The 23,066-nt window shown below is 52.2% G+C and carries 18 protein-coding genes; 15 read left to right on the top strand and 3 right to left on the bottom strand.

Annotation, left to right across the window (positions count from 1 at the left end; all coding sequences use genetic code 11):
• Positions 1 to 8 precede the first annotated feature (8 nt).
• From Psfp_RS00665 to Psfp_RS21410, 3 genes are all read right to left on the bottom strand, one after another.
• A complete protein-coding gene (locus Psfp_RS00665; RefSeq protein ID WP_192895211.1) occupies positions 9 to 1,334 on the bottom strand; it encodes a polysaccharide deacetylase family protein in 1,326 nt (441 codons plus the stop codon).
• 15 nt (positions 1,335 to 1,349) lie between these two features.
• Positions 1,350 to 2,543, bottom strand: coding sequence for an MFS transporter (locus tag Psfp_RS00660; RefSeq protein WP_134216612.1), 1,194 nt, complete (start codon positions 2,541 to 2,543; stop codon positions 1,350 to 1,352).
• A gap of 232 nt (positions 2,544 to 2,775) precedes the next feature.
• Positions 2,776 to 2,919, bottom strand: coding sequence for a hypothetical protein (locus Psfp_RS21410; RefSeq protein WP_192895210.1), 144 nt, complete (start codon positions 2,917 to 2,919; stop codon positions 2,776 to 2,778).
• 223 nt (positions 2,920 to 3,142) lie between these two features.
• On the opposite strand from Psfp_RS21410, the gene Psfp_RS00655 reads away from it, so the two are divergent.
• From Psfp_RS00655 to mraY, 15 genes are all read left to right on the top strand, one after another.
• Positions 3,143 to 3,361 carry a ferrous iron transport protein A gene (locus Psfp_RS00655; protein ID WP_134216611.1) on the top strand — a complete coding sequence of 73 codons (219 nt, stop codon included), beginning with the start codon at positions 3,143 to 3,145 and terminating at the stop codon, positions 3,359 to 3,361.
• A 308-nt stretch (positions 3,362 to 3,669) separates the two neighbouring features.
• Entirely contained in the window at positions 3,670 to 5,616 is a 1,947-nt protein-coding gene (feoB, locus tag Psfp_RS00650) for a ferrous iron transport protein B (protein ID WP_243120403.1), read from the top strand.
• Positions 5,617 to 5,727: 111 nt separating this feature from the next.
• Complete coding sequence (locus tag Psfp_RS00645; protein ID WP_134216610.1) at positions 5,728 to 6,966, top strand: D-alanyl-D-alanine carboxypeptidase family protein; 1,239 nt, start codon at positions 5,728 to 5,730, stop codon at positions 6,964 to 6,966.
• 235 nt (positions 6,967 to 7,201) lie between these two features.
• On the top strand, positions 7,202 to 7,648 hold the full coding sequence (locus Psfp_RS00640; protein ID WP_134216609.1) for a transcriptional repressor: 447 nt from the start codon (positions 7,202 to 7,204) through the stop codon (positions 7,646 to 7,648).
• Between the two features lie 90 nt (positions 7,649 to 7,738).
• A complete protein-coding gene (locus tag Psfp_RS00635) occupies positions 7,739 to 10,549 on the top strand; it encodes a 1,4-alpha-glucan branching protein domain-containing protein (RefSeq protein WP_134216608.1) in 2,811 nt (936 codons plus the stop codon).
• Between the two features lie 545 nt (positions 10,550 to 11,094).
• Complete coding sequence (locus Psfp_RS00630; protein WP_243120408.1) at positions 11,095 to 11,985, top strand: quinate 5-dehydrogenase; 891 nt, start codon at positions 11,095 to 11,097, stop codon at positions 11,983 to 11,985.
• Between the two features lie 721 nt (positions 11,986 to 12,706).
• Positions 12,707 to 13,786, top strand: a complete 1,080-nt coding sequence (locus Psfp_RS00625; protein ID WP_134216606.1) for a hypothetical protein — start codon at positions 12,707 to 12,709, stop codon at positions 13,784 to 13,786.
• A gap of 2 nt (positions 13,787 to 13,788) precedes the next feature.
• Entirely contained in the window at positions 13,789 to 14,592 is an 804-nt protein-coding gene (locus tag Psfp_RS00620; RefSeq protein ID WP_134216605.1) for a histidinol-phosphatase HisJ family protein, read from the top strand.
• 165 nt (positions 14,593 to 14,757) lie between these two features.
• Positions 14,758 to 15,195 carry a division/cell wall cluster transcriptional repressor MraZ gene (gene mraZ / locus Psfp_RS00615; protein WP_134216604.1) on the top strand — a complete coding sequence of 146 codons (438 nt, stop codon included), beginning with the start codon at positions 14,758 to 14,760 and terminating at the stop codon, positions 15,193 to 15,195.
• A gap of 65 nt (positions 15,196 to 15,260) precedes the next feature.
• Complete coding sequence (rsmH, locus tag Psfp_RS00610) at positions 15,261 to 16,196, top strand: 16S rRNA (cytosine(1402)-N(4))-methyltransferase RsmH (protein ID WP_134216603.1); 936 nt, start codon at positions 15,261 to 15,263, stop codon at positions 16,194 to 16,196.
• A gap of 77 nt (positions 16,197 to 16,273) precedes the next feature.
• On the top strand, positions 16,274 to 16,906 hold the full coding sequence (locus Psfp_RS00605; protein ID WP_134216602.1) for a cell division protein FtsL: 633 nt from the start codon (positions 16,274 to 16,276) through the stop codon (positions 16,904 to 16,906).
• A complete protein-coding gene (locus tag Psfp_RS00600; protein ID WP_134216601.1) occupies positions 16,797 to 18,920 on the top strand; it encodes a stage V sporulation protein D in 2,124 nt (707 codons plus the stop codon). The genes Psfp_RS00605 and Psfp_RS00600 overlap by 110 nt, the downstream gene beginning before the upstream one ends.
• 181 nt (positions 18,921 to 19,101) lie before the next feature.
• On the top strand, positions 19,102 to 20,586 hold the full coding sequence (locus Psfp_RS00595; protein ID WP_134216600.1) for a UDP-N-acetylmuramoyl-L-alanyl-D-glutamate--2,6-diaminopimelate ligase: 1,485 nt from the start codon (positions 19,102 to 19,104) through the stop codon (positions 20,584 to 20,586).
• Positions 20,587 to 20,605: 19 nt separating this feature from the next.
• Positions 20,606 to 22,024 carry a UDP-N-acetylmuramoyl-tripeptide--D-alanyl-D-alanine ligase gene (gene murF, locus Psfp_RS00590; RefSeq protein WP_134216599.1) on the top strand — a complete coding sequence of 473 codons (1,419 nt, stop codon included), beginning with the start codon at positions 20,606 to 20,608 and terminating at the stop codon, positions 22,022 to 22,024.
• Between the two features lie 14 nt (positions 22,025 to 22,038).
• The gene (mraY, locus tag Psfp_RS00585; protein WP_243120402.1) at positions 22,039 to 23,028 is read left to right on the top strand and encodes a phospho-N-acetylmuramoyl-pentapeptide-transferase; all 990 of its coding nucleotides are present in this window, start codon (positions 22,039 to 22,041) and stop codon (positions 23,026 to 23,028) included.
• The last annotated feature ends 38 nt before the right edge of the window (positions 23,029 to 23,066 follow it).

Below are 23,066 nucleotides of genomic sequence, written 5' to 3'. Positions count from 1 at the left end.
GTCCCATCTCACGTCCCACGACCCACGTCCAATTCACCTACGCCCAACCCGGCAGGGAGGTAGCGCTGCATCAGATCCTGCCTGGTCATAACAATATATTTGGGTACAAGCTTATCCCGGTAAGCCCCCAGCTTTTTAAAACCGCCGGGGTGGTATAGTCCGAGCATCCAGCGTTCATACCAGCTGATCAGAGTACGTAAGGGTCCTTTAGGCATATCATAAGCGGTGAACCCGAGGTGTTCGGTACCGCGGTGGAGCAGGGTGATGGCCAAGAGAGCCTTTATATGGCGATAACGGTCGTCTGATTCCAGTAACCGGGCTATGACAGGAAGCTCGCTGCGGACTTCCCGCAACGCGATCAGGGCTGTACGCTCGACTTTGACATTGTCCCCGATGGTATCAAGCAGGCGCTCATTGTTGATATGGAGTTCCATGTAAGTTTCTCCGGCTTTCAACACGCTGCCGTCCGGCATGGGCCAGTCCTTACCTCTGTATCGCCTGAGGGCGATCCTGAAAAAAGAGCTTTTGCCTTCTCGCAGGTCCCGGATTCCGCTTAACTTTCGAATAGTCCAATCGTATACGCCCCAAACCCGCCGGAAGCAGCTTTTAAGAGGCAGACGGCGCTTTTTTATGGTAAATTCCTCCAGGGGGACAAGCCGCAAGCCTTTTTGCTGCAGTCCCCGCAAAATTGCGGGAAGGGCCTCAATCACATGAGCCGGGCCGCCTCTGGCCGCTCCGGCGGTCTTATCGCTGTCGTGCAGGATGAGAATGGCCCCGTCACGAACCCGGTTCAATACTTTCCTGGTGATGCTTTCAGGCGAGGTTCCTTTTGTCCAGTCCCAGCTCATAAAGGTCCAGAGCACCACTTTCAATCCCTTAAGCTGGTAATAGGCGATGGAAGAAAGGTTGAAGAGCCCCCAGGCCGGGCGGCAATACCGCACTTTTTGCCCGGTGAACTCCTCTATAGTACGGTTGGTCTCAATAATGTCTCTGGCAGTTGATACCGGTCCCAATAACCAGACCGGCTTATGCCAGAAACCATGGTTGCCGATCTCATGACCGGCTTCTACGATTTGCCTTACCAGTTCAGGGTTGGCCCTGGCTTTTGAACCGACCACAAAGAAACAGGCTTTTACCTGGTGGTCCCTGAGAATTCCCAGGATCTGCGGTGTATAGAAAGGGTCCGGGCCGTCATCGAAGGTGAGAGCAACCTTGCTGCCTCCTCTGGGGGCGCGGGAAATAGCGCCGATCCTGCCGAAGCGGATTAGAACAGTCGGCGCAACTGCGTAAGACAAAAACAGCAGTAACAAGATTTGTATGAAAGGCGTATCCAAGGCATACAACTCCTTTTAGCCGGTCCTTGCAAACAGCTTTTCAACCGGGTAGGCAAAATAGAAGCAGGCCATTGACGCCAGGAGCATTATGGTAAGCATTATGACGGCCGAAATCCCGAATGACCGCGCTACCAAACCGCCCAGGGCAGGCCCGATGGCAATGCCCGCGCCCTCAATAGTTGCAAACACGCCCCAGCCGGTAGCCTGCCGGTCAGGCGAGATAACTTTGGCCAGCAGGTTGTTCCAGGCAGGCAGGACGATAGCGTATGAAAACCCCAGCAGGGCAGCGAGAAGAAAGACGCTGACCATTCCCCTGGCCGCCGAAAACAGGGCAAGTGACAAGGCTGTCATAGCGAATCCTGTGCCCAGCAGGGTTTTAAGCCTGACCCGGTCGGCCAGACGGCCCATCGGCAGAAAGGAGATTGCCGCCGCTGATCCGGCGGACAGGAGAAGAAAGGCGTACTGGTTGGGGTTAAGACCGAGTTCAGTCTGAGCGTAGATGGGCAATAGCGGCAGCAACAGCCCCCCCGACAAGGTCTGCAGGAACATCCCCGGCAGAAGTATTTTTTTGACGGCCTGGTTCTGCGCCAATTTTTCAATTTCTTTGTTAAAGGAAAAACCGGCGCCGCCAACAGTGATCCCTCCGGGTCCCCTTAGTGTTACTGCTGCAACCAGCATGGCTAAAATCCAAAGGCCGATCAAGAGCCAGAAAGCCAGCCCGTATTCATTTACAATAAAGAAGTTGATCGCCACCGGACCACCGCCGCAGCCGGCCAGCCACACGGCAAAGACTACGCCCATGCGAGCGGCCCGGTCGCTTGACTGAACCGGGGCCACATTGCTGATAACAGCCAGCCAGACAGGCGATACGGCCAGCCCGAAAAAAGCCGAGCCGGCAATTAGTACGTAAGTCGTTGGGTGTAATTTAATGATAAGCAGGGCGAACAAGCCCATCAGGAGCCCCAGGTGGAGGACCCACAGCCCACGCCGGTCCAACTCCCAGCCGGCTGTGCTTTTAAACAGCGTTTCGAACAGGTAGTGGGCTGATACGGCCAGCCCGGCTGCCGCCACCGATATACTCAGGTAATTCACCGCATAGAGAGGAAGAAAAGTAAGGAAGAAGGCGCCTCTGGTGAATTCCATTAAAAAAAGGACCATCAAAAGGCCAAGATCTCTTTTAGAGGAAAGGATTATTTTCAGTTCATGCAAAAAATTGAGCAACTCCTCCCCGTAAGAACTGGAGGTCTGTCTTAAGCCGTTTATTAGAGTCATTATACACCATGGAAGGTTTGGTAACAATTAGAACCAAAGAGGATTGAAAGGTTGTAAAAAAAATTAGGTATAGGTATGGATTATTGGCCGGGGACGCCGGAGGCGTAAAACCGGCAGACCCCGGGGGTGGAACTAGACTTAACCAATGCTGATTTATGTCTGGTTCTTCTTAGCGTCTGGTTACAGCCAGCAAGTAAATTTCCTGTTGGTTGCCGCTCGCGTTATTCAAATTCTGTTCCAACTTACGCAGTTGGGTAAATTGTTCGTCGGTCAATTCCGCTGCCTGCATACCTTTGGCATCGATGCTGGACATGTAAAATGCCTCCCCTTCCTCTTATTTTTTGTAATCGTGACCCAGCTGTAGAAAAGCAGGGATTCAGTATATTTTGTCCCTTTGCGTCAAAAATAATTATTGCTAATCCTTAGCAGCTCCCTTATAATTTAAGTGAGAATGGTTCTCTTTATCACTGTATAATGATAATGGTTATTTTCTCCATCGTTCTTCATCGTTGTCATTATTTGGGGAGGTGGCAACCGTGCAATTAGACAAGGCCAGTAGAGGACAGGTTGTTAAAATTACGGAAATTCCCAACGACCGTGTCCGGATTCAGGCTATACGCTTCGGTTTGTCGGAAGGAGCGGTTGTAACCTGCCGGGAGGTTGTTCCCGCAGGGCCGGTAGTGGTGACCCGCAACAAGCAGGAAATAGCCATCGGCCGCAATCTGGCCAAAACCATCTCGGTTGAGCCATGCTGAAACTATCTGTATGACCTTGGACGAGCACATATTTGTATGGAAAATATGAGTTGAATATCTTGAAAAGTACACGTAAGGTCGCAGGGCGTAGGCCGTAAGGCGGATAAAGAACATCGCAGTATCTTTTAGCTGTCGGTCAGAGATATGAGAAGCTTTAAAAGATTAAGGAATGCCTCTAATATTACGCCCTACGCCCTACGACTTACGACTCTTCTGAGCTATGGCCTGAAAACCCGGTTCATTTGTTCATACCGAATTCCTTGGACTCGGAGCTTATTACTGAAAATTTTTATTAAGGGTGTGACCCGGTGAACGATGGAATTGAGTCCAGGATTCCGGCAGGCGGGAAGAAAATAGTCCTGGCCGGAAATCCCAACGTAGGTAAATCTGTTTTCTTCAATGCTCTCACAGGATTATATGCGGATGTCGCAAATTACCCCGGGACCACTCTCGACATAGCCTGTGGCCGTTATAACGGTGATGTCGTGATTGATACGCCCGGGGTTTATGGTGTTTCGAGCTACAGTGAAGAAGAAGAAATCACCCGTGACATTATACTCGCGGCGGATATAGTGGTAAATATCGTCGATACGGTCCACCTGGAGCGGGATTTGTTCCTTACTTTACAGATAATTGATATGGGCGTCCCGATCATAGTGGCCCTTAATATGGCGGATGAAGCAGAGCGGGGGGGAATGAGGATTAACCATGCTCTCCTGGAGGAACTCCTGGGCATCCCCGTTGTCCGTACAGTGGCTGTCCACCATACGGGTATTGATGAACTCAAGGAAAAAATCTACCAGGCCCGGCCCGGGCTGGTGGACAGTTCTCTACTGGAAAAAATAAGCCGGGTCAGTACCCCTTGCAGCAGGGGCGAGGCATTGCTGATCCTGGAAGGGGATCCCGCAGTCAGCCAGCGCTGCGGGGCTGCTCCCGGCGCTGAGCTGGAGTCGGTTTACCGGAGCCGCCGGGAAAGGGCCAACCAGATTGCCTCTCTGGTAGTTAAGGAAGCCGGTGAAAATCAGGGATTTGCCGACAAGCTGGGGCGCTGGATGCTGCTTCCTGTTACCGGCTTTCCGCTTTTGTTACTGACCCTCTGGGGTATCTACGAATTGGTTGGTGTCTTTATAGCCCAGTATCTAGTGGGCTTTACCGAACCAATGATGAGTGGCTACTATGAACCGGCGATTCAATCGCTGCTGGGCGGCTTGCTGGGTCCCGGGTCGGTGCTGACAACTATCTTAGCGGGCCAGTACGGTGTGCTGACCCTCACCGTGACCTACCTGATCGGCCTCCTTTTGCCGCTGGTACTGGGGATTTTCCTGGTCATGGCCATTCTTGAGGATTCAGGCTACCTCCCGAGGATCGCCACCCTGGTTGACCGGAGCCTGAGCGCTCTGGGGTTAAACGGGCAGGCTGTCATTCCACTGATCCTGGGCTTTGGCTGCGTTACTATGGCCTGCATCAGCACCAGGTTGCTAAACTCGGACCGGGAGCGACGCATTGCCATTTTTTTACTGGCCTTCGGTGTTCCCTGCTCTGCCCAGATGGCCATTATTATGGCTGTGTTTGCCCGGCTGGGTCCAACTTACCTGCTCCTGTATATTCTAATTCTCTTTAGCATCCTGACTACCACCGGGACGTTTTTGGCGCGCTATCTGCCGGGTGTTCCCGCCCCGCTTCTGATTGAACTGCCGCCGTTGCGTTTGCCGCAACCGAAAAATTTTATAAAAAAGGCCTGGACAAGATCTTATAATTTTATAAAAGAAGCCTTGCCGCTTTTTGCAGGGGGAGCTCTATTCTTAAGTATTCTGGAGGTTACGGGACTCCTGCAGGGTTTGCGCGCGCTGCTCACGCCGCTTACTGTAAACTGGCTGCACCTGCCGCCGCAAATTGCCGATGTCTTCATCATGGGCGCTATCCGCAAGGAATTTGGAGCGGCCACCATTATGAACCTGCATATGCTTCCCATCCAGGATTTCGTGGTAATGCTTACCTTGACCCTGACTGTCCCTTGCATTGCCTCAACCATGGTCATATTAAAAGAACGTGGATGGCGCGAGGGGATCCTTCTCTGGTGTGTCATTTACGCTCTGGCATTTCTCATCGGGGGAGTGACGGCACACCTGCTGGAGGCTTTTAGTAAATCCGGCGCTCTGAACGCCTCATCCTCATTGTTGTTTGGTCTAATAATTTTTATAACGGGCGCTGTACTGGTCCTGTCCATGTGGTTCCGGCCGCGCAAGGCAGATTGATCTTTTTTTATATACTGTGAACGCAATAACCAATATGGTATAATATATTTTGGTTTTTCAAGTTTCCGATTCTTTTTGTATATGTGTTAAAATTTACCTCCAGGTGATGCAATGCAGACTAAGACAGGCCTGTGCACCATACTGGCCGTTATTATTATGCTGTTATTCCACAGTCCCCGGCCTGCTGTTGCTGTTCCTGAGATTTCCGGTGAAGCGGCAGCGCTAATTGACGGCAGGAACGGGCAATTCCTATATGAGAAAAATCCGTATCAGCAGCTGTACCCGGCCAGCACCACCAAGATCCTCACTGCTGTTATTGCTCTTGAAAACAGCAAGCTCAATGACATGGTAACGATAACGGCCGAAGCCTGCAACGTTGAGGGGTCGGCTCTTGGCCTCCTGGAAGGGGAGAAGATGTCGCTGGAAGACCTTCTCTACGCCCTGATGCTGAATTCAGGCAATGATGCGGCTGTTGCGATTGCCGTTCACGTAGCAGGTTCGGTGGAAAAGTTTGCTGATCTCATGAATGAAAAGGCTGCCGAGGTAGGGGCGGTGAATTCTCACTTTATTAACCCCAACGGCCTGCCTGACCCCAATCACTACAGCACTGCCCACGATATGGCTTTGATTTCCTACTACGCCATGCAGAACCCTGAATTCAGGAAAATAGTGGCCACTAAAATCAGGACCATCGACCGGGGTGACCCCATGGCCCAAACCTATCTTGAAAACCACAACAGGCTCCTGTGGAATTATGAAGGGGCTGTCGGGATAAAAAACGGATATACGGAAATAGCCAGGCAATGCCTGGTTTCGGCTGCGAACCGCAACGGCAGGGAACTGGTGGCGGTGGTCCTGAAGACCGAAGGCGCCAACATCTGGACCGACTCGCAAACTCTACTTGATTACGGTTTTAACGATTATAACAACATTTGTCTGACTGAAGCGGGCAAGTTTGTTGGGGAGGTTCCCGTCCGCTACGGGTTGGACGAGTCCGTGCCTGTGCAAACGGGCTGTTCCTTAAACTACAACTTCCCGACGGATAATACTGCAGATTTCAGGCCGGAAGTCAAGCTGGCAGCCAATGTTAACGCGCCGGTAAAAGCCGGTACAAAGTTGGGTGAACTGGTCTTCTTTGAAGGCGACCGCGAGTTGGGCAGGGTCGACCTGATCGCACAAAAACAGGTTGATCGAAAATTACTCGTCCAGATTTGCCCCTGGTTAATAGCGGCGCCGGTCCTGGCTCTTTTACTGGTAATTGTCAGACTCCATAATAATGCCCGCCGCAGGCGCTGGAAAAGATACAAACAGAAATATTACCTATCGCAAGACAACCAGAGCCTAAGGTAGTTTTCAACTTTATAATTTAAGCAGATAAAAGCCTGCTAAAAATTCTTTACAGGCTTTTGTTTTTGAATAAGACGTATTATTAAGGAGAAGACAGCATAAAGTAAAAAGACCCCAAAGGAATACTTGCATTCTCACGTCCCACGTCTCACGACCCACGTCCCAACAATATCCTTTAATTGACACTTTCCCCAACTTTCATTATACTAACAAAAAGGACAGTTCTGGTGGTGTAGTAATGAAAAATCTAATCTCCGATGTTGGTGATAAACTAAGGCAAAAAGAGTACAAACTTACTTCCCGGCGGGAACTGGTTTTGAGAGTGCTGCTGGAAAATAAGGACAAGCATTTAAGCGCCGAGGAAGTCTACAATTTAGTCAAGTCAAAGGCGCCTGACACGGGACTGGCCACGGTTTACCGGACCTTGGAATTGTTCCACGAGTTTGATATTATCCACGCTATTGATTTCGGTGACGGGCGCAAGCGCTACGAGTTGGGAGCGGGTTTGGGGCACAGCCACCAGCACCATCATCTCATCTGTACTCAGTGCGGCAATATCATCGAGGTTAATGAAGATCTATTGGAAGAACTGGAGAATCGCGTCTGCCAGCAGCATGAATTTACAATTACAAACCACCAGCTTAAAATCTTTGGTCTTTGCAAGAACTGCTCGGCGCCAAAATAAGTCTCGGACTTTTTGAATAGTTACGTACCGGGAATTCCAGCCATGCTATAATCTTAGTATGGATTTTTATTTTTAGGGGGGGTAAGTGATTTGCCTGACGGATACCTGGCGATGGTTTTGCACGCCCACCTGCCCTACATCCGCCACCCGGAAGACCCCGGTATTATGGAAGAGCGATGGCTCTTTGAGGCTATCACTGAGTGTTATCTTCCGCTGGTCCAGTCCTTTGAAAAACTGGTAAAGGACGAGGTCCATTTTAGTATCACCCTGTCCCTGTCACCGCCGCTGGTCGCTATGCTGAACGACCACCTTTTGCAGGAGAGGTATTTACGACATCTGGATGCCTTGATCCGCCTGGCGGAAGCCGAGATTTACAGAAATAGAGACAATACAGCCTTTCGTGACCTGGCTGTGATGTATTTTGAGCGCCTCAATGTGGTCCGTCGCCTGTTTGAAGAAGATTACGGCGGCAATCTTCTCCTGCCCATCCAGAGCCTGCAGGCCCTGGGGGTGTTGGAAGTGATTACTACCTGCGCGACACATGGCTACCTGCCGCTGATGCAGACGCGGGAGGCCAGGAGAGCCCAGGTGCAGCTTGGGGTGGAACAATACATAAGGCTTTTTGGCAGGCCTCCGGCAGGCATGTGGCTGCCGGAGTGTGGTTATGTGCCGGGCATTGATGAGATTTTGAAGGAATTCGGAATCCGCTACTTTTTTGTGGAAACGCACGGTATTACTAACTCCAGCCCCTCTCCACGCTACGGTGTGCACGCTCCGATTTACTGTCCCTCGGGTGTGGCGGCGTTCGGAAGGGATCCGGAGAGTTCAAAGCAGGTCTGGGATCGTGATACCGGTTACCCCGGGAATCCCTTTTACCGCGAGTTCTACCGGGACATCGGTTATGACCTGGACTTGGATTACCTGGCTCCCTGCCTGCCTGGCGGTAATATCCGCTGTGACACCGGGATAAAATACTATCGCATTACCGGCAAGGGGCACAATAAAGAGCCCTATCAACCAGGTCTGGCTGAGCAACGGGCAAACATGGACGCCCGCAATTTTGCTTTCAACCGGGGGGAGCAGTTAAAATACCTGTCCGGACGGATGGACCGTAAGCCTATCGTGGTAGCACCCTATGACGCTGAGCTGTTTGGCCACTGGTGGTATGAGGGTCCCATATGGCTGGAAAACTTGTGCCGCGCCTGCGATACCGGGGAATATGGGGTGAAGATGACGACACCCGCTAACTACCTGGGCGATTATATGGATAACCAGGTGGTGAACCTGGCTGCCTCCAGCTGGGGTGAAGGGGGTTACAACCTGGTATGGCTAAATCCCACCAATGACTGGATTTACCGGCATATTCACCGTGCTGAAACAGCTATGGTAGACCTGGCGGATCTCCATCCGGCTGCCGGCGGAGCAGTACGGCGCCTGCTCAACCAGGCCGCGCGGGAGCTGGTCCTGGCACAGAGCAGCGATTGGGCTTTTATCATAAAAACAGCTACTGCAGTGCAGTATGCCGTGCAGCGTATCAGCGATCACATCGGCCGCTTTAACACCCTGGCTTTGCGTCTCAGTGAAGGAGAAATCAACGAGGACGAATTAGCGGATTTTGAAAAAAGAGACAATATTTTTCCGGAAATGGATTACAGTATATACAGCCGCCATTACCGGGTCAAACACTTACGCTCCGGTGAGAAAGGAGAAGCATTGAAAATAGTGATGCTCTCCTGGGAGTTTCCGCCTCGTACGGTAGGCGGTCTGGCTCGTCATGTCAACGACCTTTCGCGGGCGCTGGCCCGCCTCGGGCAGAATGTCCATGTGATCACCTGCCCCGCGCCGGAGACGCCATCTTACCAACTGTTGGAGGGTGTCCATGTCCACCGTGTTGACCAGTCACTGCTCACTTCCAAGGACTTCATGGAATGGGTAGGGCAGTTGAATGTGGGGATGGTTGAACTGGCAGGCGAACTTATGGGGGGAGAACCGTTTGACCTGGTCCACGCGCACGACTGGTTGGTCGGGGACGCGGCTATAACACTGCGTGATCGCTACGGGCTGCCCCTGGTGGCGACCATCCATGCCACGGAATACGGTCGCAACCGGGGCATCCATAATGAGCTTCAGCAGCGCATTCACCAGTTGGACGCCCGCTTTGCCCTACAGGCTACACGGGTAATCTGCTGCAGTAATTATATGGCCAATGAGGTCAACACCCTGTTCAAAGTCCCCCGCAGTATTGTGCATGTCCTTCCCAACGGGGTGGATCCGTCCAATCTGGGCAGGCCCAAACAGTTGGTGCCGGGTAAACCCGACACTGTGTCCGGTGAAAAAACAGTCTTCTTTATTGGTCGCCTGGTTCCAGAGAAAGGGGTCCAGGTACTGCTTGAAGCCATTGCCCTGCTCCTGCCGCACATACCGGAGCTGAAGCTTTTGGTGGGCGGTATTGGCCCTTATGAAGCTTATCTCAGATCTAAAGTTCGGGAACTGGGTCTGAATGACCGGGTGGCCTTTCTTGGCTATCTGGATGAATCCAGGCGGAACCAGTATCTAAAGCTGGCAGATGTCGCTGTTTTCCCCAGCCTTTATGAGCCTTTTGGAATTGTGGCGCTGGAAGCAATGGCCGCCCAGGTCCCTGTAATTGTTTCGGATACCGGGGGCTTAAGCGAGGTGGTCTCACACGGGATAGACGGTTACAAGGCGCCCCCGGGCCGCCCGGACCTCTTGGCCTACTACATCCGGGAAATTTTAATCAACCCTGGTCTGGCCCGGGATTTGAGCAGGCAGGCCTGGAAAAAGGTGCTTACTGTCTACGATTGGCAGAGTATCGCCCTGGGGACTCTTGAAGTGTACCGTGAAGCAATAACTTCATACAGCGAGGCAGGACAGGCGGGATAGATTTGTTTTGCCCGACCATGATAATCTGAAGTAATATCAACGACTACTCATTGATATCAAGCATACGGAGCAATACACAATATATGTTAGTGTGAAGTTTTGCAGCCCAATATAAATGTGAGTGTATCACAATGGTAAAGGTCATAACTGGTTCTCGAAAAGCCTTTGGGGTAGTGGGCTTGGGGTTATCCTCCGCTCTCTTTGCAATTCTCCATTTGTGCAATAAGAGCGTCATGCTGACCGCATCTACAGACAGCCATCCGGTAGCTACGCGCTATTTAAGCTTTACTGCATGCAACGCACGCGCTAAGGAACGCACCCAGGTGCTCCGCTCGCTCCGGATAACCCCAAGCCCGCAAGTCAAGCCTTTTCGAGCAATATTTTTGAGCCAAGTGAGGCAAATGACGTGAAATATGTCTCATCATTGTCACTCCCCAGTGTTCATTTTCATTGGTATTATGGGCGGTAAGGGTGTTACACTTGTAAGTGAAATTTTATATGCAAAAGAGTTGTTTTGACAGGTGGGAGCGGTTTAGTTGAAGCGTGTGGTAAGTGTCAGCTTGGGCTCAGCCGGGCGCGACCATGAGGTTGAAAATGAGGTTTCCGGTTGCCGGCTGCTCATTCAGCGTTTCGGTACAGACGGGGACCTGGACAGAGCGGCAAAACTCCTCAGTGACCTGGACGGCAAGGTTGACGCGCTTGGTCTGGGGGGGGTGAACCTCTACCTGCGGGCGGGAACCAGACGCTACCAGCTCAGGGATGGGGCGCGCCTGGCTGCTCAGGTCAGCCGTACGCCGCTCGTGGACGGCAGCGGCATAAAGGATACCGTGGAAAAGGAACTGATCCGGTTTATCCGCAACCAGGCCGGCTGGCCGCGGCAGGGACAGGTTGTTTTAATAGTCTCTGCGCTTGACCGCTGGGCTCTGGCGGAATCCCTGGAGGAGGCCGGCTGCCGGCTGATCATCGGGGACGCGCTGTTTGCCCTGGGGCTGCCGGTACCCTTTCACTCCTTAAAAGCTTTCAGCGCAGCCGCACGGGCGCTTTTGCCCCTGCTGTGCCAGCTTCCCATAGGTTTCCTGTATCCCCTGGGCAAAAGGCAGGAGACCTCGCGGCCGCGATTTGAACAGTTCTACCAAAGGGCCGACATCATTGCCGGTGATTTCCATTTTCTGCGTTACCACCTGCCCGCCGACCTCAGTGGGAAGAGCATCATTACAAGTACCGTGACAGCCGGGGATGTCCTTGAACTGAAAAGAAGGGGCGCCCGGTGGCTGGTTACAGCGGCGCCTTCTCTGGAAGGCAGGTCTTATGGTTCCAACGTACTTGAAGCAATTTGTGTCGCCCTTCTTGGCGGGTGCCCCGCGGCAAACCCCACGTTGTATCCCGGTCTCTTAAAAGAGATAGGCTGGGGGCCGCGCCTGGAAAGACTAAACTGATTTGGGACGTGGGTCGTGGGACGTGAGAATATCCTGTATTTCTATGGGGTCAGGGTTTTAAAACCGATATGCGAAGCTGTACCCCAACAAACGAGGTGTGAATTCATTCGCACCCACATCGCTAAGTTTTCATATCTTGCTGGCGAGCTATAGCGAAATGTGCAACTAACAATGAAAATGCACTTTGTGGGGACAATGGGCGACATATGTCTATGGAAGGCTATGAGTAGGGCAATTAGTAAACAATAGGTAAGCAATAAGAACCGTCCCCTGCACGTCCTTGTTTCACCTGTCTCAAAAAGTGTGCTCGAAAAGGCTTGACTTGCGGGCTTGGGGCTAAAAATAGCCGTAGGCCGTAAGGCGTAAGGCGTAAAAAATAATAGCAGGGGATCATCCCCCTACCTTTTTTAATAACCTTACACCCTACGCCTAACCAGATACAAGTCAGTATAAGCCTACGCCCTACGACTGACCGGTAAGAAATGCAGTATAAGCCTGCACCTGGGTGCGTTCCTTAGCGCGTGCGTAGCTTGCAGAAAAGCTTGAATAGCGCGTAGCTACCGGATGGCTGTTTGTAGATGCGGTCGGTACAACGATCTTGAAGCACAAATGTAGAATTGCAAAGAGAGCGGAGGATACCCCCAAGCCCACTACCCCAGAGGCTTTTCGAGGACCAGTTTTAGTGCTGGCGGGATTAAACAGCTAAAATAAGGAGGTCAACATGATCTTTGAACCTAACGGACAGGCCACAGGCATCGGCAGTATGCCGCAGCATGACCCGGCTGATGCTCTTGACATGATTAAAAAGCACCTGCCGGAAATTCCCCACTGGCCGCAGTTGCCGCAGCGGGGCAGGGAGGAGCATTTTGTCAACCAGTTCCTCAAACCGCTGGTAAAGATTGGACTGCTCGTCGATGACGGGAATAAAACCTTTTTTGACACCACCAAAGATGACTGGGACACCCGGCTTACAGAATTTTATACCACATATCTTGCTGCTGAAGAAGGTGACCTTGCAGCGCTTAATGAATTTGCCTTTCCCGTGGAAGCGGCGGCCGGGTTTTACGCCTTTCTGGAAGATTTGCAAAAAGGCGCAGGAGATGCCCGCATGCTGAAAGGCCACGTGGTGGGTCCTATTTCAGCTGCTTTCCAGGTTAAGGATGAGCGGGGCCGTTTCGCCTATTATGACGAGCAGTTGAGAGATCTGGTTGTAAAATCAATAGCCACCAGCGCGGCCTGGCAGGGGACGGAACTGGGCCGCTTCGGTTTACCGGTAATGATTTTTATTGATGACCCCGCGCTGGGTATCTACGGGCAGTCCAACTACATAACAGTCACCAGAGAAATGATCCTGGAGGACTTCAGTACTATTTCGCAAGCTATTCATGGAACAGGCGCGCTGGCCGGAGCGCACTCCTGTGACGCTATCGACTGGTCCCTCCTTTTTGAATCGGAACTGGAGGTGGTCAGCTTCGACGCTTATAATTACTTCAGCTCACTGATTCCTTTTATCCCGTCGCTAAAAAGTTTCCTCGGCCGGGGGGGCTCGCTGGCCTGGGGCCTGATCCCAACCACTAATGAACGCGCCATGGACGAGGATGCGGATTCATTGCTTGGCATCCTGGATGGGGAATGGTCGGAACTAACCGGGCGCGGGATTGACCGGGATACTCTTTTAAAGCGATGCCTGATCACTCCGGCCTGCGGCGCCGGTTTGCTTGACCTGGCATCCGCTGAAAGGATCTACCAACTGACTTCTCAGGTCTCACAAAGAATTCGCGACAGGAAAGGACTTCGGTAAAAGTGATACCTGTAGATTACCACCTGCACACCAACCTGTGCGGTCATGCCTCCGGCGGGATCGAAGATTACCTGGACCAGGCTGTCAGGAAAGGTATAAAGGAAGTTGGATTTTCCGATCACTTTCCTCTTTATTTCCTAGCGTCGGGGGAAACCATACCTGATTATGCCATGTCCGAAAATCAACTCCCGCTTTATGTGGAACTGGTAAAACAGGGCGCCGGAGTATCTCCTATTAAAGTAAAGCTTGGAATTGAGGTGGATTATGTCCCCGGATTCGAGAAAAAGCTGGCTTTCGAACTTGCTGCCTACCCTTTTGATTATGTTACCGGCTCGGTGCACTTTATTGACGGGTGGGGGTTTGACAACCCTGCTGAAATAGGGGAGTACGGCAAAAGGGAGTTGGGAGCAGTCTACGAGCAGTATTTTAAACTTGTTCAGCGGGCAGCCCTGAGCGGGCTTTTTGATGTCATGGCCCACCCTGACCTGATCAAAAAATTCGGTTTTCGTCTGGAGCGTGACCTGTCACCTCTATATGAAGAAACGGCGCGGGCTTTTAAGAAGGCCGGGGTTTGCGTGGAGGTGAATTCGGCCGGGCTCAGGTATCCGGCCCGGGAAATATATCCGGCCCCTTCCCTGCTTGCGATATTTTACCGGCATGGCATTCCCGTAACTCTGGGGTCGGACGCCCATGCCCCCGATCAGGTTGGCGCGGGTCTGGATGAGGCCCTGAAGTTGGTAAGAGCAGCCGGGTACAGGGAGATTACTTCATTTAATCGTCGGAAGAGGAATTTGATCAAAATATAATCAGCTTCAAAAATTAGGGTCGCCCAGTTGCGGCCTTTTTTGTTGTTGGATAAAAAAAAATAATAAAAATGCATTTTGGATGAAGGATATCATCTTCATATATAGAATAAGTGGGTTAAAGTGGTGATTAGTGGTGTAAGTTGAAGCGTACTGGAGCTGCCTGCCATGTTCATGGGTGAATACCAGCATGCAATAGATAGCAAAGGAAGACTCTTTATCCCAGCCCGCTTCCGACAAGGCCTGGGGGACCATTTTGTGTTGACAAAAGGTCTCGACGGATGTCTTTTTGCTTACCCGCAGTCTGAATGGGATGCGCTTGAGCAAAAACTGAAGTGCTTGCCCTTTACAAAGGGTGATGCCCGGGCCTTTGTTCGGTTTTTTTTCTCAGGAGCCGCCGAATGTGAAGTTGATAAACAGGGAAGAATATTAATCCCGGGAAATTTACGTGATTACGCCCGCCTGGAAAAGGACGTGGTGGTAATCGGGGTTTCATCACGCGTGGAAATCTGGGCCGGCAATCAGTGGGAAAATTACAGTCGACAGGCGGCTTCTTCTTATGAGGAAATTGCTGAAAAAATTGTGGATTTAAACCTTGATATTTAACCAGGTTGGTTTATATTTAAAACTAGGGTTTTGTATTGGTAAGTAATGGTCTAAAAGGAGGATTTATGGATTTCAGTCACCTGCCGGTTTTAGCCGCTGAAGTTGTCCAGGGGCTTAAACTAAAGCCGGGCGGTGTTTATGTGGATTGCACCCTGGGTGGGGGCGGGCACAGTGAACTGATTCTTGAAGGAAGCGGGCCGGACGGCCGCCTGGTGGCTTTAGATCAGGACCCGGAGGCGATTCTCGCTGCGGGGAAAAGGCTGATTTCCTATAAGCCAAGGGTGATTCTGGTCAGATCCAACTTCAGCCGGTTGGTTGAGGTGTTGGACGACCTTGGTATTCTGACCGTAGACGGAGTTTTATTTGATCTTGGAACATCCTCTTACCAGCTTGACAACCCGGCCAGGGGATTCAGCTACCAGCATGATGCCCCGTTGGATATGAGAATGGATCCGGAGCGTGAAATCACGGCCGGGATGCTGGTTAACCATATGACAGTGGAGGAACTGACTGAAACAATCAGAAAATACGGGGAAGAGCGCTGGGCCTCCAGGATTGCGGAATTTATAGGTGAGGAGAGAAAGCGGCGCTCCATTGAAACAACCGGAGCACTGGTTGAAGTTATAAAAAAAGCGGTACCCGCCGGGGCTAGGCGGGAAGGTCCTCACCCGGCCAAACGTACTTTTCAGGCCTTGCGCATAGCTGTAAACGGTGAGCTGGAGATTTTAAAGGCTGCTGTCAAATCAGCCGTGCATGTCTTGAAACCCGGTGGACGGGTCTGTGTAATCACCTTTCACTCTTTGGAGGACCGGATTATTAAGGATCTGTTTCGGGAACTGGCCTCGCCCTGCACCTGTCCGCGGGATTTTCCGGTGTGTGTTTGTGGGCGTAAAAAGGCGCTGCAGATTGTTACCACCAAGCCGGTTCTCCCATCAGAAGAGGAATTGGCGGTTAACCCCAGGGCTAGAAGCGCCAAACTTAGAATAGGTGAAAAAGTGTAACAGATTAATCACTATAAGACGATCATGGAACAATCTACCTTGGCTGAAGTTCTATTCACTCCGGAGGTTGAATAATATTGATCGTAGCTCAGGATAAGACAGGCTTCTACGGGTTGTCAGCGGACCGGCCCAGACCGAAGAAAAATCGCAGGCTCAAGCGCTCGTCAAGGGGACCCAAGATTTTGCTGATTGGGATGGTTTTATTGGGTTTTGCCCTTGGTATCATGATCACATATTTTCAAGCCAGAGTATTCAAGCTTGGGTATCAGATCAGTAGTTTGCAACAAGAGCTGGCCGTCTTAAGGGTGGAAAACCATGACCTGGATGAGAGAGTCCAACAACTGGCTTCGCTGGATCGGGTCGAGACGCTGGCAGTCAATAAACTAGGAATGGTCAAGCCGGACAGCAGCAATGTCCTTATGTTGGCTGTTGCAGATAAGACGCAGCCGCTGCCCGATGCCGGTGCGAAAGCCGCCGGCAGCCCCCTTACCGGTGATAGCGGGAGCCTTCTGGTCAGAGCATTCAACGAGCTTGTTAACCGGTTGGAAAACAAGACCTGGCCGGGTCGTAACATCGGGGCAGGCTCCAAGGGGGTAACATATGCAGACAACGAATCTCTTAATCCGGAAAAGAATAACCGGACTCTTTCTGATAGCGGGAGGAATGTTTCTTATTTTAATAGTTCGACTGGGTTGGCTCCAGCTTGTTGAAGGAGACCGGCTCAGGCAGGAAGCTCTTGAGGTTCGTATGCGGGATGTTCCGGTGGAAGCCAAGCGGGGGACCATATTTGATCGCAACGGTCAGGAACTGGTAACCAGTGTCAGTGTTGATTCCGCTTACGCCTTCCCCCCCCAAATTGAGGACAAACGGGCTGCGGCCGACAAGATTGCCTTGGCCCTTGGTATGGATAAGGAGGATGTCTACAAGAAGCTCACTCAAAATGTGGGCTTTGTCTGGCTCAAAAGGCGAATTGATTACCAGTCGTCCCAAAACTTAAAATCCTTAGATCTTAGCGGTGTTGAACTGGTGGAAGAGAATCAGCGCTTTTACCGCCAGGAGAACCTGGCTGCCCATGTCCTGGGTTTTGCCGGTGATGACAACCAAGGTCTGACCGGGCTGGAAAGCGTCTACGACAATGAGTTGAAAGGTACGCCGGGACGTATTGTTATTGAAAAAGATGCCGTGGGCAATAACATTCCCCAGGCGCTTCACCAGTTCATCCCACCTGTGCCGGGCCATAATCTTGTACTAACGATTGACCAAACTATTCAGTTTTTTGTCGAAAGAGAACTGGACAAGATCGTCGAACAGCATCACCCGAAGCTGGCGGTCATCATTGTAATGGACCCGAAAACAGGCGAAATATTGGCTATGGGCAACCGGCCGACTTTTAATCCCGGAGACTGGCGGAATTATCCCCAGGATGTCTGGGATCACAACCCCAGCATTTATTATAATTATGAACCGGGTTCCACTTTCAAAATTATTACCGCCGCAGCCGCACTGGAAGAGGGGGCGGTCAGGACATCTGACACCTTCTTTGATCCCGGCTATATCAAGGTGGCGGACCGCGTGATCCATTGTTGGTATGATGGGGGGCACGGTTCCCAGACTTTTGAAGAGGTAGTGCAAAATTCATGCAACCCGGGGTTCATAACAGTAGGCTTAAACCTGGGCAAGGAAAAATTTTATAAGTATATTAACGCCTTTGGACTTGGCGACAAGACTTCGATCTGTCTGCCCGGCGAGGCAGTTGGCATCCAGATCCCTGAGAATGAAGCTACCGACCTGAACATAGCCACCATGTCCATTGGCCAGTCCATTGCCGTGACACCCATTCAGCTGATAACCGCCGCGTCGGCTGTTGCCAACGGTGGCCTTCTGCTGAAACCGACCCTGGTTAAAGCAGTTACCGATGTGAATGGCAAAGTTGTCAAGGAATTTAAGCCTGAGCCTGTCCGGCAGGTGATCTCGAACAATACCGCCCAGACCTTGATGGGCCTTCTGAAAAATGTAGTCCTTAAAGGATCCGGCCGGAACGCTTTCGTGGATGGGTACGGGGCTGCGGGAAAAACCGGTACGGCCCAAGTTGTTGAGAGAGGCGGCTATGCCGACGGTAAATATGTTGCTTCTTTTATGGGTTTTGCCCCCGCCGACGATCCTCAACTGGCCTGCCTGGTGATGGTCGCCGAGCCCCAAGGGGGTAACTATTACGGGAGTCAGGTAGCCGCTCCTGTTTTCAAAGCCATCGCTTCAGACACCCTGCGCTACATGAAGGTACCTGAAAGGCCGGCTCTGGAGAAGCCGAAGTCTCCCTTTATTTTTGAAGAGCCCAAACTGAAAACTACTGTGCCCAGCGTAGTTAATTACCCGCTGGAAGACGCCAAAAAGGTGTTGAATAACAGCGGTTTGGCCGTACAAGTGCAGGGTGAGGGGAATATTGTTTACAAACAGGTGCCAAACGGAGGCGCCGAGGTGCTCAGCGGAACCACAGTAATTCTCAACCTGAACCCGCCCGAGGCTGTTCCGGCAGACCAGGTTACCGTACCTGACCTGAAAGGTTTGACCATCAAAGAGGCCGGCGGTATCCTGGAAAAACTGGGCCTGCACCTGAATCCGGCCGGCAGTGGTATTGCTGTGGGGCAAAAAGAGGCGCCTGGCGCCAGGGTGCCCAAAGGGACAACTATTACGGTGGATTTTCAACCCCAGGAATTACACGATTAAACAATATCTAATAGACGGTTTTATGATACCAAGAGGTTGGCCGGGTTTCGATCAGGAAACGGGCCATCCTCTTCAACTATAACAGTGGATATCGTAGTTGGAATAATTTAACTGAAGATGGAAATAATAGTATATCATATGTAACTGATAGCTCTAAGCATAAAAGTTAGGAGGCGACAACGTGCTTTTTCAGGAATTGCTTAAATCGGTCGAGGTCCATGCCGCGGATGGTCCCCAGAATACAGTGCTTACCGGTATAACCTATGATTCCCGTAAGGTTGAGCCTGGTTTTCTGTTTGTCGCGGTGCAGGGCTTTAAGCATGACGGCGCCGAATATATACCCCAGGCGGTGGAAAAGGGAGCGGTCGCTGTGGTGGCGCAGAAAGCTGTTACCGTACCGCCAAACGTAGCTTGGGCGCTTGTCGCAGACAGCAGACAGGCGCTGGCGTTAATGTCAGCCAGCTTTTACGGCAACCCCTCCACCAATATGAGAATGGTTGGTGTAACGGGGACGAACGGCAAAACCACCACGACCAACCTGATTGCCTCCGTGCTTGACGAGGCAGGCCGTAAAACCGGTCTGGTCGGTACAATTCACAACCGTATCGGCGCCAGAAAACTGGTGGTTAGTCATACCACTCCGGAATCCACGGACCTGCAGGAACTCCTGCACGAGATGGCGACAGAACAGGTGAGTGACTGTGTGATGGAAGTATCATCCCACGCTCTGGCCCTGCACCGTGTGGATGGCTGTGAATTTGATACGGCCGTCTTTACCAACCTGACCCAGGACCACCTTGACTTTCACCCTGATATGCAAAGTTATCTGGAAGCGAAACAAGCCCTGTTTCGCAAACTGGCGGAACCCGGAGCCAAGAGAGGTAAATGCGCGGTGGTCAACGCCGACGACGCTTACGCCGGTTCCATCATCGAGGCCGCAGCTGGTGTTGAGGTGTATACCTATGGGATTAAAACTTCCGCAGATGTGCGGGCGGAGGATATCGATGTCAGCGCCAGAGGGGTCAGCTTTACCGTTACCGGAAAATGGGGCCGCTGTCACCTGGGTTTGCGAATAACAGGACTTTTTAACGTGTACAACACCCTGGCTGCTTTTACCGCCTGTGCGGCAATGGGTATACCTGTGGAGGTTATCAAGAAAGCCCTGGAAGGTATGCCGGGTGTCCCCGGCCGTTTTGAACTGGTTGACGCGGGTCAGGATTTTGCAGTTATTGTAGACTATGCTCACACGCCGGACGGCCTGGAGAATGTCTTAAAGACCGCGCGCGAAATCACGACAGGCAAGCTGATTACAGTCTTCGGCTGCGGCGGTGACCGCGACCGTACCAAGCGCCCTCTGATGGGCCGGATTGCGGCCGGCTATAGTGATTACGTGCTGGTTACTTCAGATAACCCGCGTACGGAGGCGCCGCTGGATATTATCAGGGATATCAAAAAAGGACTGGAGCCCGTGGCGGAGAATAACAGCTATACAGTTGAACCGGACCGGCGCCGCGCCATCCAACTGGCTGTCAGAATGGCCCAAAAGGGTGATGTGGTGGTTATAGCCGGTAAAGGCCACGAGGACTACCAAATCATAGGTACGCAAAAGTATCCTTTTGATGACCGCAGTGAGGCGGCGGCCGCCCTGGGAGCGCTGCAGGCTTAAAGCCGGGAGGTAACCTGTTTTGATCTCAACTTCCATTAGAGAAATAGCGTCAGTCCTAAGGGGCAGGGTGATGCAGGGAGACCCTGCGGCTGTTTTTACTTCGGTAGCCACCGATACCCGTAAGATGAGAGCAAACGCCCTGTTTTTCGCGCTGGTTGGGGAGCGGTACGACGCTCACAGCTTCCTGTCTCAGGCCGTCGCAGCCGGGGCCGGAGGATTGGTGGTAAGTCGCCTGGAGGATTTACCCCCCGGTGTGCCGGTGGTTATGGTGGAGGATACTCTATCTGCTCTGCAGTCCCTGGCCGCCTATAACAGGCAGCGGTCCGGAGCGTCTCTGGTGGGGGTTACCGGGAGCACCGGCAAGACTACAACCAAGGACATGATTGCCTCGGTTTTAGGCGCACGCCTGCGCACTCTGAAAAACGAAGGTAACTTTAACAATGAAATCGGACTTCCACTAACGCTTTTGGAACTGGATGAAAGCTATGAGGCGGCGGTGGTGGAGATGGCCATGCGTGGGCCGGGACAAATTCACACCCTCTGTAAAATCGCGAGGCCAATGGGAGCTGTAATTACCAACATCAATGAAACCCACCTGGAACTTTTGGGAACTTTGAGCAATATCGCTGAAGCCAAAGGTGAAATCCTTGAGCAAATTCCGTCCGTCGGGTTTGCCGTCCTGAATGCCGAAAGCCCGTTTATTCAACGGGAAGCGGGCCGGTGCCGGGGCAAGGTGATTTATTACGGGATTGACCAACCTGCTGAGATCAGAGGCGAAAATATTAGGGCCGAAGGTACGGGAAGCCGTTTTAACGCCGTTATTGGCGGTCAGACCCGGGAGTTTTACCTGCCGCTACCCGGCCGGCATAATGTAATGAACGCGCTGGCCGCAATTAGCGTAGGCCTGGAAATGGGCCTTACAGTGGAGGAGATTGCCGGTGGTCTATCTTCAGTAACTCTGACCGGAATGCGGCTGGAGGTCATTGAAGGCGGCAGCCTTAAAATAATCAATGACGCCTATAACGCCAGCCCGGCATCAACCAGGGCGGCCCTGGGTGTATTGAAGGATTTGGCCGGAGGCCGCCGCACGGTAGCTGTGCTGGGGTCCATGCTGGAACTTGGCGCGCGGGCCCGGGGAGGCCACCGTGAGGTGGGAGAAACTGCCGCCGTGCTGGGCCTGGACTACCTTATAACTGTAGGAGAGCTCGCCGGTCATATTGGAGAGGGAGCGGTCGACGCCGGTTTCCCGCCGGAAAAGGTTTTCCGGTGCCAGGATTACGATAGCGCGGTGAAAGTACTGGAAGGGCTGCTGCAGGAAGGGGATGTGGTTCTGGTCAAGGGTTCCAGAGGCATGAAAATGGAGAGGTTGGTCCAGCGCCTTTTGGAACGCTCCCAGAGCTTATCCGGACCAGGAGCTCCAATTATTACCGACAATTAAGTATGGAGGCATCAATGGAATTTTTAGGGAAGGCGTTCGCCATCGCCCTGGTTGTTACACTGGCTATGGGCTTGCTGCTGATCCCCTGGCTCAAAAGGCTGAAGTTTGGCCAGAACATCCGCTCGGACGGGCCTTCCAGGCACTTGCAAAAAGCAGGTACGCCGACTATGGGCGGGATTATTTTTCTGGCGGGAATTTTTGTCGCGGTTCTTCTAATAGCGCCGGAGCGGGTCGATGCCCTGGTTGTGTTGGCGATAACTCTGGGCTATGGTCTAATCGGTTTTCTTGATGATTATATTAAGATAGTACTGAGGAGGTCACTGGGCTTAAGAGCAAGGGAAAAGCTGCTGGGGCAAATAATCCTGGCAGTGCTTCTGGCTTATGGGGTTGTCTTTTGGTGGGACCGGGGTACAGCCCTGGTATTGCCGTTTTCAGGTTATTTCACGTCCGGGGGTATCCAGTTGGAACTGGGCTGGTGGCCCTTTTTGGCCTTCACCCTGCTGGTTGTGGTCGGAACGGCTAATGCAGTCAACTTGACTGACGGGCTGGACGGGCTGGCGGCAGGTACGAGCCTTTTAGCGGCAGCGGCAATGATGTTGATTGCCTTAAAGGTTGACAAATACGGGGTGGCGGCAGTTATGGCGGCATTGTCCGGCGGTTGCCTGGGCTTTTTATTCTACAACCGCCATCCAGCCAGGGTATTCATGGGTGACACCGGTTCCCTGGCTTTGGGCGGGGGGCTGGGCGCTGCGGCGGTAGTCACCCGGAGCGAGCTTTTCTTTGTGATTATCGGCGGGATTTTTGTGGTTGAAGTACTCTCAGTGATCATCCAGGTTATTTCCTTCCAGACCACGGGCCGCAGGATTTTCCGGATGAGCCCGCTGCACCACCATTTTGAACTCGGTGGCTGGAGTGAAAACAGGGTGGTGCTGACTTTCTGGTTTATAACACTGCTATTGGGGATAACCGGACTGGCCGGGTTGTACAGGCTAGGCTCACCCTAATAGCACAACATGCTGGTAACAAAGGATTTACGTGGTTT

This window comes from Pelotomaculum sp. FP, assembly GCF_004369245.1.
GTDB classification, from domain to species: Bacteria; Bacillota; Desulfotomaculia; order Desulfotomaculales; family Pelotomaculaceae; genus Pelotomaculum_C; species Pelotomaculum_C schinkii.
Note: the sequence above shows the minus strand (reverse complement) of the source record. Positions and strands in the feature narration are given on the sequence as shown.